9 protein-coding genes are annotated in these 14,137 nt (G+C 65.7%); 2 read left to right on the top strand and 7 right to left on the bottom strand.

Translation table 11 applies throughout. The annotated features are described in order from the left end of the window. Positions 1 to 19: 19 nt before the first annotated feature. From TSB10P1A_RS23100 to TSB10P1A_RS23075, 6 genes are all read right to left on the bottom strand, one after another. On the bottom strand, positions 20 to 838 hold the full coding sequence (locus TSB10P1A_RS23100; protein WP_186390315.1) for an ABC transporter ATP-binding protein: 819 nt from the start codon (positions 836 to 838) through the stop codon (positions 20 to 22). Positions 839 to 878: 40 nt separating this feature from the next. Next, positions 879 to 2,198: an ABC transporter substrate-binding protein gene (locus TSB10P1A_RS23095; protein WP_186390314.1), complete on the bottom strand. Its 1,320-nt coding sequence runs from the start codon at positions 2,196 to 2,198 to the stop codon at positions 879 to 881. Between the two features lie 73 nt (positions 2,199 to 2,271). Then, the gene (locus TSB10P1A_RS23090; protein ID WP_186390313.1) at positions 2,272 to 3,348 is read right to left on the bottom strand and encodes a branched-chain amino acid ABC transporter permease; all 1,077 of its coding nucleotides are present in this window, start codon (positions 3,346 to 3,348) and stop codon (positions 2,272 to 2,274) included. A gap of 33 nt (positions 3,349 to 3,381) precedes the next feature. Beyond that, on the bottom strand, positions 3,382 to 4,278 hold the full coding sequence (locus TSB10P1A_RS23085; RefSeq protein WP_186390312.1) for a branched-chain amino acid ABC transporter permease: 897 nt from the start codon (positions 4,276 to 4,278) through the stop codon (positions 3,382 to 3,384). Between the two features lie 10 nt (positions 4,279 to 4,288). Continuing rightward, positions 4,289 to 5,116: an ABC transporter ATP-binding protein gene (locus TSB10P1A_RS23080; protein WP_208984418.1), complete on the bottom strand. Its 828-nt coding sequence runs from the start codon at positions 5,114 to 5,116 to the stop codon at positions 4,289 to 4,291. Further along, positions 5,113 to 7,101, bottom strand: coding sequence for an AMP-binding protein (locus TSB10P1A_RS23075; protein WP_186390311.1), 1,989 nt, complete (start codon positions 7,099 to 7,101; stop codon positions 5,113 to 5,115). Before TSB10P1A_RS23075 ends, TSB10P1A_RS23080 begins: the two co-directional genes overlap by 4 nt. 265 nt (positions 7,102 to 7,366) lie before the next feature. Between TSB10P1A_RS23075 and TSB10P1A_RS23070 the strand changes: the two genes are divergently transcribed. Both TSB10P1A_RS23070 and TSB10P1A_RS23065 read left to right on the top strand, forming a co-directional pair. After that, the gene (locus tag TSB10P1A_RS23070; RefSeq protein ID WP_186390310.1) at positions 7,367 to 9,307 is read left to right on the top strand and encodes a PAS-domain containing protein; all 1,941 of its coding nucleotides are present in this window, start codon (positions 7,367 to 7,369) and stop codon (positions 9,305 to 9,307) included. Next, complete coding sequence (locus TSB10P1A_RS23065) at positions 9,304 to 10,074, top strand: response regulator transcription factor (RefSeq protein ID WP_186390309.1); 771 nt, start codon at positions 9,304 to 9,306, stop codon at positions 10,072 to 10,074. Before TSB10P1A_RS23070 ends, TSB10P1A_RS23065 begins: the two co-directional genes overlap by 4 nt. 467 nt (positions 10,075 to 10,541) lie before the next feature. On the opposite strand, the gene TSB10P1A_RS23060 is transcribed toward TSB10P1A_RS23065, so the two are convergent. Further along, a complete protein-coding gene (locus tag TSB10P1A_RS23060) occupies positions 10,542 to 14,003 on the bottom strand; it encodes an indolepyruvate ferredoxin oxidoreductase family protein (RefSeq protein WP_186390308.1) in 3,462 nt (1,153 codons plus the stop codon). Positions 14,004 to 14,137: the final 134 nt, after the last annotated feature.

Below are 14,137 nucleotides of genomic sequence, written 5' to 3'. Positions count from 1 at the left end.
TGGCGGGAGGGGCTCGGCCTCAGGCGAGCCAGCGCTTGCGACGCTTGTAGTGCTTCACGTTGCGGAACGACTTGCGCCCCTCGCCGCCGACGCCAAGGTAGAATTCCTTGACGTCCTCGTTCTCGCGCAGCGCCTTGGCAGCCCCGTCGAGCACGATCCGGCCCGACTCCAGGATGTAGCCGTAAGTGGCATAGCGCAGCGCGATATTGGTGTTCTGCTCGGCGAGCAGGAAGGACACGCCCTCCTTCTCGTTGAGTTCCTTGACGATCTCGAAGATCTCCTCGACCAGTTGCGGAGCAAGGCCCATCGACGGCTCGTCGAGAAGGATCATGTTGGGCCGGCTCATCAAGGCCCGGCCGATGGCGCACATCTGCTGCTCGCCGCCGGACGTATAGCCGGCCTGGCTGGTGCGCCGCTCGCGCAGGCGCGGGAAATAGGTGTAGACCTTCTCGAGGCTGGCCTTGATCGCGGCCGCCCCGTCCCGCCGGGTGAAGGCCCCGGTCAGAAGGTTCTCCTCGATGGTGAGGTGGCCGAAGCAGTGACGGCCCTCCATCACCTGGATACAGCCGCGCCGCACCAGATCGTTCGGCGACAGCGACTGCACTTCCTCGCCGCGGAAGACGATATTGCCCTTGGTGACATCGCCCCGCTCCGCATGCAGCAGGTTCGACACCGCCTTGAGCGTGGTCGTCTTGCCCGCGCCGTTGGCCCCGAGGAGAGCGACGATGCCCCCCTCGGGAACGGTGAGCGAAACGCCTTTCAACACCAGGATGACGTGGTTGTAGATCACCTCGATATTGTTCACCGAGAGGATCGTCGAAGCGGACGTCTCGCTCATTCCTGTCTCCACTCCTGTGGACTTGCGCTGGACCGTAAGGTCAGTTGCAGTCGCGCGGGGTGATGTTGTTCTCCGCCGCGTAGGCTGCGGAGTCCTCTTCGATCAGCGGTGCGATGACGTCGCGGTCGGGCTCGATGCCCGAGGCGACCACCTTCCAGACGCCGCCACTCGCATCCCACTGCTGGATCAGCACGGTGCCCGGATCGGAGTGCACGGCGCAGGTGATCTTCACCGGATAGGTGAAGTTCGGCAGGCCGAGTTCGGCAAGACGCTCCTCGGTGACGTCCAGGGCTTCCAGACCTTCGCGCACATCCGCGCCGATGATCTCGTTCGATCCCTTGATCTCCATCGCCTTGCGGATCGCCTCGACCGTCCACACCGCGGCGATCAGGCCGCGATTGTAGAGCACCTCGCCGACACGCCCGCGCTCGCCGGCGCCCATGTTCTTGTCATAGAGGGTCTCGAGGATCTCCTGATGCAGCGGGAACGAAGCGCCCGGCGCGTGGAACGTCGCCGAGAGATAGCCATTGGCGCCCGCGCCGGCCGGCAGCACGTCCTGCTCGGATCCGGCCCACCAGTTGCCGATGAAGCGGTCCATCGGATAACGGATCGAGGCGGCTTCCTTGACGGCGACCTGGTTCATCACGCCCCAGCCCCACATCAGCACCCAGTCCGGGTTCATGCGGCGGATCTGCAGCCAGGTGGCCTTCTGCTCCTGGCCCGGGTGATCGACCGGCAGTTGCTCCAACTTGAAGCCGTACTTCTTCGACAGTTCCTCGAGGGTCCGGATCGGCTCCTTGCCATAAGCCGAGTTGTGGTAGACGAGGGCGATGGTCTTGCCCGCGAGCTTGTCTGCCCCGCCTTCGATGGCCGCGGCATAGTTGACCATGCCCGAGGCCGCATCCCAGTACGTGCCGGGGAAGTTGAAGATCCACGGGAACACCGTGCCGTTGGCGGCGGAGGTGCGGCCATAGCCCATGGTGAAGATCGGGATCTCGTCGACCGCCGCCTTCGGGATGATCTGATAGGTGATGCCCGTCGACAGCGGCTGGTAGATCAGCGCCTTGCTCTGGCCCTGACCCTTGGTGTTCTCGTAGCACTCGACGCCCTGCTGGGTGTTATAGGCGGTCTCGCACTCGATGAAGTTGATGGTGGCACCGTTGATGCCGCCATCCCGCTCCTGGATGAGCTTGAAGTAATCCGCATAGCCGTTGGCGAAGGGAATGCCGCCCGGCGCGTAGGGGCCGGTGCGGTAGACGAGCGACGGAATTGTCAGTTCGTAGGCCGACGCCGTCGTGGCCGCGATCGGCGAGGCGATCGCGAGCGCGGCGAGGCCTGCCGTCAGGTGCTTCAGTTTCATGTCGTTTCCTCCCTTGGAACAGGACATTGGGCAGTCATCTGGACAGCGCGAATTGTCTTGTCTGTGCGCTGCCTCAGTAGGGGAAGGGCCACATCCGCAACTTCTCCTTGGTGATCTGCCAGAGCCGGGCAAGGCCATGCGGCTCGACGATCAGGAAGAAGATGATGAGCAGGCCCATCAACAGGATTTCCACATGCTTGGCCGTCACCGGCATCAGCCCGAGACCGTCGACCATGAAGTTTTTCAGGAGGATCGGCATCAGCACCAGGAAGGCCGCGCCCATGAACGATCCGACGATCGAGCCGAGGCCGCCGATGATCACCATGAACAGCACCAGGAAGGAGACGTTGATGCCGAAGGATTCGCCCACCTCGACGGCGCCGAGATAGACCGCGAACAGCAGCGACCCGGCCATTCCGATATAGAAGGACGAGACGGCGAAGGCCGAAAGCTTGGTCATCAGCGGCCTGACGCCGATCAGTTCGGCGGCGATGTCCATGTCGCGGATCGCCATCCAGTTGCGACCGATGCGCCCGCGCACGAGGTTCTTCGCGATCAGGGCGAAGACGGTCAGCAAGGTCAGGCAGAACAGGTACTTGACCCAGGGCTGCGCCGAGGCGCCTGTCAACTGGAAGCCGAAGAGGAAGCGATCGGGCGCGTTGATCTGTCCGGTGGCCGAATAGTTGTAGAACCAGCCGACCTTGTTGAAGAGCCAGACCAGGAAGAACTGGGCGGCGAGCGTCGCCACCGCCAGATAGAAGCCCTTGATGCGCAGCGACGGCAGGCCGAACATCACGCCCACCGCCGCCGTGATGCCGCCCGACAGCAGCACCACCACGATCATGTTGAGCTCCGGGAAGGAGGTCATCAGCTTGTAGGAGGCATAGGCGCCGACCGCCATGAAGCCGCCGGTGCCGAGCGAGATCTGGCCGCAATAGCCGACCAGGATGTTCAGCCCCAGCGCCGCCATGCCGTAGATCAGCAGCGGCAGCAGGATGGCGTTGGTCCAGTAGTCGTTGACGAAGAACGGCACGACGAGGAAGGCGACGGCGAGGAAGGCCCAGACCGCCCAGCGATCCTGGGCGATCGGAAAGATGGCCTGGTCGGCGGCGTAGCTCGACTTGAACTGACCGGCTTCACGATAGAGCATTGCGATTGAACCCTTCTGTCGGGGAGCCCTGCGTCAGACGCGCTCGATGATCTTTTCGCCGAACAGCCCCTGCGGCCGGAACAGCAGGAAAGCCAGCGCCAGCATGTAGGCGAACCAGTTCTCGATCGCGCCGCCGACCATCGGCCCGACATAGATCTCGGCGAGCTTCTCGCCGACGCCGATGATCAGGCCGCCGACGATGGCGCCGGGGATCGAGGTGAAACCGCCGAGAATGAGCACCGGCAGGGCTTTCAACGCGATCAGCGACAGGGAGAACTGCACGCCGGACTTGGCACCCCACATGATGCCGGCGACCAGCGCGACGAAGCCGGCCACCGACCAGACGATCACCCAGATCGTCTGCAGCGAGATGCCGACAGACAGCGCCGCCTGGTGATCGTCGGCAACGGCGCGCAGCGCCCGGCCGATCCGCGTCTTCTGGAAAAACACCGCCAGGAAGCCGACCAGCACGGCGGCGATCAAGGCCGCGAAGACCTCCAGCTTGTCGAGATAGATGTCGAAATTGTCGAGCAGAACGTCGACCGCGCCGGACGGCAGGCCGATGTTGATCACCTTGACGTCCGAGCCCCAGATAATATCGCCGACCCCTTCCAGCACATAGGCGAGGCCGATCGTCGCCATGAACAGGATGATCGGTTCCTGGTTCACCAGGTGGCGCAGGACGAAGCGTTCCACCGCCCAGGCAACGCCCACCATCACCGCCACGGTGAGGACGAAGGCGATGGGCCAGGGCACGGAGGTCTTCTCCATGATCCCGGCGAAGGTCAGCGCCGCGAACAGGCACATGACGCCCTGGGCGAAGTTGAAGATGCCGGACGCCTTGAAGATCAGCACGAAGCCGAGCGCGACCAGCGCGTACATCACGCCGGCCATCAGGCCGGACAGGACTGTCTCGATGAAAATCGCCATCCCCGGACCCTCAATTGCCGTGCGGAACGCCGAGATAGGCGTCGATCACATTCTGGTTCGACTGCACCTCCTCGGGAGGCCCGTCGGCGATCTTGCGGCCGTAATCGAGCACCACGACGCGGTCGGACAGGTCCATCACCACGCCCATGTCGTGCTCGATCAGCGCGATCGTCGTGCCGAACTGCTGGTTCACGTCGAGGATGAAGCGGCTCATGTCCTCCTTCTCCTCCAGGTTCATGCCCGCCATCGGCTCGTCGAGCAGCAGGAGCTCCGGCTCCATCGCCAGCGCACGCGCGAGTTCCACCCGCTTCTGCAGTCCGTAGGGAAGCCGGCCGACCGGCGTCTTGCGGATCGCCTGGATCTCGAGGAAGTCGATGATCTCCTCGACCTTACGGCGATGTTCGTTTTCCTCCTTCAAGGCCGGCCCCCAATGCAGGCACTGCCAGAAGAAGTTCTTCCTCATCTTCAGACCGCGGCCGGTCATGATGTTGTCGAGCGTGGTCATGCCCTTGAACAGCGCCACGTTCTGGAACGTGCGGGCGATGCCGTGGCTTGCCGCCTCGTAGGGCCTCATCTTGCGCCGGACCTGGCCGCGCCAGGTGATCGTCCCCTCCTGGGGATGGTAGAAGCCGTTGATGACGTTGAGCATCGACGTCTTGCCGGCGCCGTTCGGACCGATGATCGCCCGCACCTCGCCCTTGAGGATGTCGAAGGAGATGTTGGTGATCGCCTTCACGCCGCCGAAGGACAACGAGACGTTGTCGACGCGCAGAAGGACTTCGCCCCTGGCAAGGCCTGAATGCCCGGACATGCCGGCGGGATCGACAAAGGCGTTCATTCCGCCGCCTCCTTCATGCCGCTGCCCGCGGCCGGATAGGTCTGCATGTCGCGGATCTCGACGGTCGCCTCGATCGCGCCCTTGCGGCCGTCTTCGAAGGTGACCTCGGTGCGCACATGCTTGCTGGTGGAGCCGTCGTAGAGCGCCTCGATGAGCGGGGCGTAGCGGTCGGCGATGAAGGAGCGGCGGACCTTCTGGGTGCGCGTCAGCTCGCCGTCGTCGGCGTCGAGCTCCTTGTGCAGCACCAGGAAGCGCTTGATCTGCGCCCCGGCCATCATCGGCTCGCCGGCAAGGTCGCGGTTGACCTCGTCGACATGCTTGCGGATCATCTCGTAGACCTGCGGATGCGCCGCCAGCTCCTGATAGGAGGCGTAGTTGACGTTGTTGCGCTCAGCCCAGGACCCGACGGAGGTCAGGTCGATGTTGACGAAGACGCCGCAAAACTCACGCCCGTCGCCGAAGGCCACGACTTCCTTCACGTTGGGATAGAACTTCAGCTTGTTCTCGATGTATTTCGGCGCGAACAGCGAGCCATCGGTGAGCTTGCCCACATCCTTGGCGCGGTCGATGATCTTCAGGTGGCCGTTGTCGGCGATGAAGCCCGCGTCGCCCGTCAGCACCCAGCCGTCCTCGGTCTTGGTGGTGCGGGTCGCCTCCTCGTTCTTGTAATAGCCGACGAAGACGCCCGGCGAGCGATAGAGCACCTCACCGCTCTCGGCGATCCTGATCTCCACGTCCGGCGCCGGCGTGCCGACCGTGTCGCCATAGATCTCGCCGTCCGGCTGCATGGTGATGTAGACGCTGGCTTCGGTCTGGCCGTAGAGCTGCTTCAGGTTGAGACCGAGCGAGCGGTAGAAGCGGAAGATCTCCGGGCCGATCGCCTCGCCGGCGGTGTAGCCGACGCGCAGCCGGGTGAAGCCCATCTGGTTCTTCAAGGGCCCGTAGACCAGCAGCTCGCCGAGCCCGTAAAGCAGCCGGTCGGCCAGCGACACCTTCTCGCCGTTGAGGATCGGCTCGCCGACCCGGCGCGCCAGCGCCATGAAGCTGTCGAACATCCTCTTCTTGATCCGCCCGGCATCTTCCATGCGGACCATGATGTGGGTCAGCAGACCCTCGAAGACGCGCGGCGGAGCGAAGAAATAGGTCGGGGCGATCTCGCGCCGGTCCGACAGGACGGTTTCCAGGTTCTCCGGACAGTTGACGCAATAGCCGGCGAGATAGGCCTGGGCGAGGGAGAAGACGTGATCGCCGATCCAGGCCATCGGCAGATAGGCGATGGTCTCCTCGGTCTCGTTCAGCCTGTCGAAGGCATTGCCGTTGCGTGCCGAGATGACGAGATTGTCGAAAGACAGCATCACGCCCTTCGGCCGGCCGGTGGTGCCGGAGGTGTAGAGCATCACCGCAAGGTCGGCCCCCTTGGTCGCGGCGATGCCGTCGAGCCAGGCCTTTTCGCGCGCCGGATCGGCGGCAAGCGCGGCGCGGCCGTTCACCTGCAACTGTTCGAAGGAATGAAGCCGGGTGTGGTCATAGTCGCGCAGGCCGCGCGGATCGTCATAGACGACATGCTCCAGCTTGGGCAGTTGCTCCGACATCGACAGGAGCTTGTCGACCTGTTCCTGGTCCTCGACGCAGGCGAAGCGCACCTCCGCGTGCTCCAGAACATAGGCCATCTCCTCGGCGACGGAGTCCGCGTAGAGCGGCACCGGAATGCCGCCAAGCGACTGCGCAGCCACCATAGACCAGTAGAGCCTTGGCCGGTTGGCGCCGATGATGGCGATCTTGTCGCCGGGCCCGAAGCCGATATCCTGGAGACCGATCGAGACGGCGCGGATTTCCTCCAGCACCTGCGACCATGTCCAAGTCTGCCAGATTCCGAGATCCTTCTCGCGCATCGACGGCCGGTCGGCGAAGACACGGGCATTGCGCAGGAGAATCTTCGGAAAGGTGTCCTCGTCGAGGCGCTCGACGACGGGCGACCCTGCCATGCGTTTCTTCCCCTTTGGACGCCCCGTTATTCGGGGTCGTTCGTTGCAGCGTTGCCGGGACGCGATGCGTCCCTGCGGCGGCAACCCCTTCTCTCTTGTTGGAGATCTGCTGCAGGTTGACGCGGAATTTCGCTTGAAGACAACGCTAGGGCCGCAGCGTTGCGCCAGTATGTGCCAATTGCAACGAATTGTTTCATCGCGGTGGGACACCACTGTCGACGAGAGACGATATCGACAGGTGCGAAAGGCGGGATAAACTCGCCCCATGACACGCCGCGACCTCTATCGCGAGCGGCTCGACCTGCTGCAGGCGGCGCTCGACCACATCAACCAGGGGTTCTCCGTCTTCGACGCGGACCTGCGGCTGGTCGCGTGGAACCGGCAGTTGTTCTCCATGCTGGAGTTTCCCTGGCACCTCGCCCGCCGCGGCACGCATCTGTCCGCCTTTCTGGAGGTGAACGCGGCGCGCGGTGAATACGGTCCCGGCGACGTCGCCGAGATCGTCGCCCGCCGGGTCGAGCGGGCCAGGCTGTTCGAGCCGCATTCCTTCGAGCGGGTGCGCCCCGACGGGCAGGTGGTGATGGTCACCGGCGCGCCGCTCCCGGAAGGCGGCTTCGTCACCACCTATACCGACATCACCCGCGAGCGGCAGCACCAGGCCTCGCTGGAGCGCACCGTCGCCGAGCGAACCCATCAACTGCGCCAGAGCGAGGACTGGCTGCGCCTCGTCACGGAGAACATTCCCGCGCTCGTCGCCTATATCAGCCCCGGCCCGATCTACCGCTTCGCCAACCGCCGCTATGCCAAGTGGTTCGACCAGACAGTGGAATCCATCGCCGGCCGCCATGTCGGCGACGTGCTCGGCCCCGACCTTTACGGCCGGCTGGAGCCACATATCGAGAAGGCGTTCCAGGGACAGGCGGTCTCCTACGAATATTCCCGCACCCGGCAGAACGGCATGGTCGCCCACATGCGCTCGACGCTGATCCCCGACCGCACGCTGGACGGGCGGGTGCTCGGCTGCTTCGTGCTGTCGCTGGACGCAACCGAGCAGAAGCGCAGCGAGGCCGCGCTCGCCCAGGCCCAGCGCATGGAGGCGGTCGGTCAGCTCACCGGCGGGCTCGCCCATGACTTCAACAACCTGCTGACGATCATCATCGGCAATGTGCTGGCGCTGAGGCGCAAGGTCGACATTCCGGCCATGCCCGATCTTGCCATGCATCTCGACCCGATCCATCAGGCGGCCCAGCGCGGCGCCGACCTGACACGGCGCCTGCTCGCCTTCGCCAGGGGTGATGCCCTGGACGTGCGGCCCCTGCGGCTCGCCCCGCTGACGGCGAATATCGAGGGCCTGCTCGCCGGCTCGCTGCCGAAGTCGGTCGACCTCGTCCTCGATCTCGCCGCCTGCGACGCAGTCGTCCGTGTCGATCCGGCGGAGTTCGAGAACGCGCTGGTCAACCTGGTGCTCAATGCCCGCGACGCCATGCCCGCTGGCGGCACCATCGCCATCTCGCTGACCTGCTCCGATCTCACCGGGGCCGAGGCCGACCGCTTCGGCGTCTTGCCGGGACTGCACGCGCTGCTGGAAGTGCGCGACGATGGCGAAGGCATGAGCGAGGAAGTGCGCCGCCAAGCCTTCGACCCGTTCTTCTCCACCAAGCCCTTCGGCACGGGAAGCGGCCTCGGCCTGCCCACGGTCTATGGCTGCGTGCGGCGCAGCGGCGGCGGCATCCTGATCGACAGCACCCCCGGCGTCGGCACCACCATCCGCCTCGCCTTCCCGATGATCGACGCCCAACCCGGCCCCCACGACAGCACGGAGGGCGAACCGGCCGCCAATGGCAATGGCGAACTGGTACTCCTGGTGGAGGATGACGCCGATGTTGCCGACGTCGTCCGCGACCAGCTCTGCGCGCTCGGCTACTCGGTGCTGGTGACGGGCAGCACGGACGACGCGCTCGACCTCGTTCGCGACGTGGAAGACATCCGCGCGGTGCTGAGCGACATCGTCATGCCGGGCCAGACCAACGGGATCGCGCTGGTTGCCGAGTTGAGAAAACAGCGGCCAGGTCTTCCGGTCGCGCTGATGACCGGTTACCGTCAGGGTCCGACGCAGGATGTCCAGGCTCCGGACTGCCCGGTGCTGCCGAAACCGTTTTCCAGCCGCCTGCTTGCCCGGACCATCAACGAGATGCTTGCTTCATGAACCATCCCGACCCGATCCAGGGCACAGACGCGGCCATCGGTGCGGACCCGCTCGTCTTCATCATCGAGGACGAGGCGGAGATCCGAGCCCTGCTGGCGCAAACGCTCTCCGCCTACCGGTTCCGCACGGAGGTCTTCGCGACCGCCGACGCGGCCCTGATCGGCATCGGCCAGTGCATGCCGGCGGCGATCATCCTCGACCTCGGCCTGCCGGACATGGACGGAATGGAGATGATCAACCGGATCCGCGCGCGCGGGCCCGTGCCGATCCTCGTGCTCTCCGCCCGCGCCCATGCCTCCGACCGGATCATGGGACTGGAATTCGGCGCCGACGACTATGTGGTGAAGCCGTTCGATCCGCGCGAGATCGTCGCCCGGGTGCGCTCCTTGCTGCGCCGGGCCGCACCGGCGGCGGCAACGGGCAGCAGCGAGAGCGGCGAGCGAGCGCCGCGGGAATTCGCTCGTTTCGAGAATTGGCGGTTCGAGCCGCAAAGCCATCGCCTCGTCGATCCGGATGGCGAGGAGACGTTCCTGTCGACTGGCGAGGCAGCGATCCTGACGGCGCTGCTGAAGGCCCCCCGCCGCGTGCTCAGCCGGGACTACCTGCTGGAACATGGCGGGCGCGACGACACGCTCGACCGGGCGATCGACGTGCGCATCTCGCGCATCCGCAAGAAGCTGACCCGCCCCGACACACCGACCCTGATCCGCACCGTCTACGGCTCCGGCTACATGCTGACCGCGCAGGTGGAGTGGGTCTCCGGATAGGACCGGGTCATTTTACTCAGTGACAGTGATAGGGCTGAGATCCAGCGTGGCAACACTTCCCGCGCGGGCTGTCCTTGCGGCATCCACCGCCATGGGCGCTGGCGCTGACCGTCGCGAACGCAACAGCCGTCAGGACACACACCAGAAAATATATCATCTTCATTTTCAAAACTCCTTAATTGACAAACAAAATCTATATTCAACACAACAAATATTCAAATAAATTACCTGCAACCTTCTGCAATCATAAGTTTTATTAAAGTATTAGAAGGAAATCAGATCCAAACGACCAGCGAAACACGAGGGCTCCGAAAGGCTCGCGATATCAGCTTATTTCGCCCGAAAGGCAGGAAGGCGGAGCCGAAGCCCCGCGCGGCAGAGCACAACCGGAAACGAACACGGCCGCCTCTCGGCGGCCGTGACCTGTTTTTTGGCGCGGTGCCGGAGACCCGGCGTGAAGGCGCCCCCTACTCCGCCGCAAGCCGGGCGCCGCGTCCCTCGCGAAACGCCGCAAGCAACTCGGGCAGTCGCGCCTCGGCCTCGCGCATCGAGGCTTCCCGCACCGGACCGAAGCCGCGGATCGAGCGCGGGAAGGCGAGCAGCGCCAGCGCCGCCGTCGCATTGCCGGCCTCCAGCGAACCCGCCACCTCGTCGACGATCCGCTCATAGTCGTCGCGCAAGCGGCGCTCACGCCGCCTCTCCTGGGTGCGGCCGAACAGATCCAGGGCGGTGCCGCGCAGGCCCTTCATCCGGGCAAGCAGGCGGAAGGTCGGCATCATCCAGGGCCCGAAGCGGCGCTTGGCCGGACGGCCCGTGCGCTTGTCGGTGCGCGACAGCAGCGGCGGCGCCAGATGGAACTCCAGCTTCTGGAAACTCTCGAAGGTCTCCGACAGTTGCCGCGCGAAACTCTCCCCGATAAACAGGCGGGCAACCTCGTACTCGTCCTTGATCGCCATCAGCCGGAAGAGCTCGCGCACCGCCGTCTCGCGGATTTCCTCGCCGGGCGCGCCGAGGCGGCTCGCAGCCTGCGACAGCCGTGCGACGCGGTCACGGTATCGCGCCGCATAGGCCGCATCCTGATAGTCGGCGAGGAAGGCGGCGCGCCGCTCGATCATCTCCTCGACGCTGTCCGACAGGCGTCGGTGCTCGAGCCGGTCGGGACGGGTCTTCGCCGCCCGCACCACCGCGTCCGGATCCACCGCCGCGACCCGGCCCCAGGCGAAGGCGGCAAGGTTCATCTCCACCGACACCTTGTTGAGCCGGATCGCCTCCTCAAGCGCCTCGCGGGTCAGCGGCAGGGCGCCGAGCTGCCAGCCGAAGCCGAGCAGGAACATGTTGGCGGCGATGGCATCGCCGAAGAGTTCGGTGGCGAGCGCGGTCGCATCGATGAAACGGGCGCGGTCACGCCCCGCCGCCTCGCTGAGCGCCGCGACCAGCCGCCGGCCGGGAAGGCTGAAATCGGGATTGCGGGCAAAGTCGCCCGGCAGCGTCTCGTGGGTGTTGACCACCGCGAAGCTGCGGCCCGGCGTCATCGCCGAGAGGATCTTCGCCGATCCGGCGACGACGATGTCGCAGCCGAGCACGAGATCCGCCGTGCCAGGCCCGACGCGGATCGCCGAGATCTCCTCGGGCCGCGGCGCCAGCTTGAGATGGCTGATCACCGCGCCGCCCTTTTGGGCGAGGCCAGCCATGTCGATGATGCCGCAGCCAAGCCCGTCGAGATGCGCGGCCATGCCGATCACCGCGCCGATGGTGACGACGCCGGTGCCCCCAACGCCGGTGATCATCACCGAATGGGTGCCGGTAAGCGGCGCGATCTGCGGCTCGGCCACCTGCGGCGGCGGCGGCGGCATCACCGCGCGGCCCTTCAGCACGCCGCCGCGCACGCTGACGAAGGAGGGGCAGAACCCTTTCACGCAGGAGAAGTCCTTGTTGCAGGATGACTGGTCGATCATCCGCTTGCGGCCCCACTCGGTCTCCACCGGCTGGATGGCGACGCAGTTGGACTGGACGCCGCAATCGCCGCAGCCCTCGCAGACCAGTTCGTTGACCACCACCCGCTCGTCGGGATCGGGAAAGAGGCCGCGCTTGCGCCGGCGCCGCTTTTCGGCCGCACAGGTCTGGTCGTAGATGAGGACGGTGAGGCCGGGCTCGCGGGCCAGTTCGCGCTCCACCTCGATCAACTCGTCGCGGTGATGGATGGCGGTGCCGGACGGCCAGGCAGTCGCCGGCGGATACTTGCCCGGCTCGTCCGTCACGATGACGACACGCCGCGCCCCTTCCGCCGCAACCTGCCGGGCGATCTCGTCGACGCGCAGACCGCCGTCATGAGCCTGGCCGCCGGTCATCGCCACCGCGTCGTTGTAGAGGATCTTGTAGGTGATGTTGACGCCGGCCGCCTTGGCCGCGCGGATCGCCAGGGCACCGGAATGGTTGTAGGTGCCGTCGCCGAGATTCTGGAAGACATGGCCGGTGCGCGAGAAATGCGCCTCGCCGACCCAGTTGGCGCCCTCGCCGCCCATCTGGGTGTAGCCTTCCGTGTTCCGGTCCATCCACTGGACCATGTAATGGCAGCCGATGCCGGCATAGGCGCGGCTGCCTTCGGGAACCCGTGTCGAGGAATTGTGCGGGCAGCCGGCGCAGAAATACGGGCTGCGCACGGCCACGTCCCGCGTCGCCGCCAGCCTCAGGGCGCGTTCCTCGACATCCGCAAGACGCGCCGAGAGCGCGTCGGAGGCGCGCCGCCGAGCCACCCGGCGACCGATCTCGCGGGCGATCTGGATCGGCTCCAGCGCGCCGGGCGCGCGGAACAGCACGGCACCGTCCTCGTCGGCCTTGCCGATCACCGTCGGGGCGTCGGTCATGCCGTAGAGGATCTCCTTGACCTGCGGTTCGATCAGCCCGCGCTTTTCCTCCACCACGATCAACAGCTCGAGACCCTTTGCAAAATCGCGTAGCCGACCCGGCGACAAGGGCCAGGGGCAACCGATCTTCAGGAAGGCGACGCCGAGATCGGCCGCCGCCATCTCGTCGATGCCGAGCAAGTCGAGCGCCTCGACTACGTCGAGGTAGCTCTTGCCGGTGGAGACGATGCCGACCACCGGCTGACGGCCGCCCGACAGCACCACCTTATCCAGCGGATTGGCGGCGATGAAGGCTTTCGCCGCCGGCAGCTTGACCTCGTGCAGGCGCGCCTCCTGCACCAACGGATGATCGGACGGACGGATATGCACGCCGTCCGGCGGGAAGGGGAAATCAGGAAGGACCGGCAGGACCCGGTCGAGCCGCCCGTCGATGGTCGCGGTCGATTCGACATTGTCCTTGACCAGCTTGAGGCCGGCCCAGATGCCGGCATAGCGCGACAGCGCCCAGCCATAGAGGCCGAAATCCAGGATCTCCTGCGCCCCGGCCGGATTGAGGATCGGCATCATCGCATCGACCAGTGCGAATTCCGACTGATGTGCCGTGGTCGAGCTCTCGCAGGTGTGGTCGTCGCCCATCAGCGCCAGCACGCCGCCATGACGCGAGGTGCCGGCGAGATTGGCGTGGCGGAAGGCATCGCCCGACCGGTCGACGCCCGGCCCCTTGCCGTACCAGATGCCGAAGACGCCGTCATAACGGCCCTCGCCGCGCATTTCCGCCTGCTGGGTGCCCCACAGCGCGGTGGCGGCAAGGTCCTCGTTGATCCCCGGCGAGAACACCACGTCCTGCGGCGCGAGCAAGCGCGCGGCCTTCTGGAATTGCTGGTCGAGCGCCCCGAGCGGCGAGCCGCGATAGCCGGTGACATAGCCGGCGGTGTTGAGCCCGGCGCGGCGGTCCCGCTCCTTCTGCATCAGCACCAGGCGGATCAGGGCCTGGGTGCCGGAGATGAAGATGCGCTCTTTCGCAAGGTCATACTTGTCATCGAGCGAGACCGTGTTGCGTGCCATGTAAACTCCCTCCCTGCGGATGCCCTCACGCGCGCCCGCTCCGCCAAGGTTCTTTCCCAACCCCCGGCGCCGTCAATTGAATTCCGCCGCTTCCGCAAGGTGATCTTGCGATTGGCCCGCCCTGTAGGCGGGCC

Origin of the sequence: Stappia sp. TSB10P1A, assembly GCF_900185725.1 — a bacterium.
Taxonomy (GTDB): Bacteria; Pseudomonadota; Alphaproteobacteria; order Rhizobiales; family Stappiaceae; genus Stappia.
Note: the sequence above shows the minus strand (reverse complement) of the source record. Positions and strands in the feature narration are given on the sequence as shown.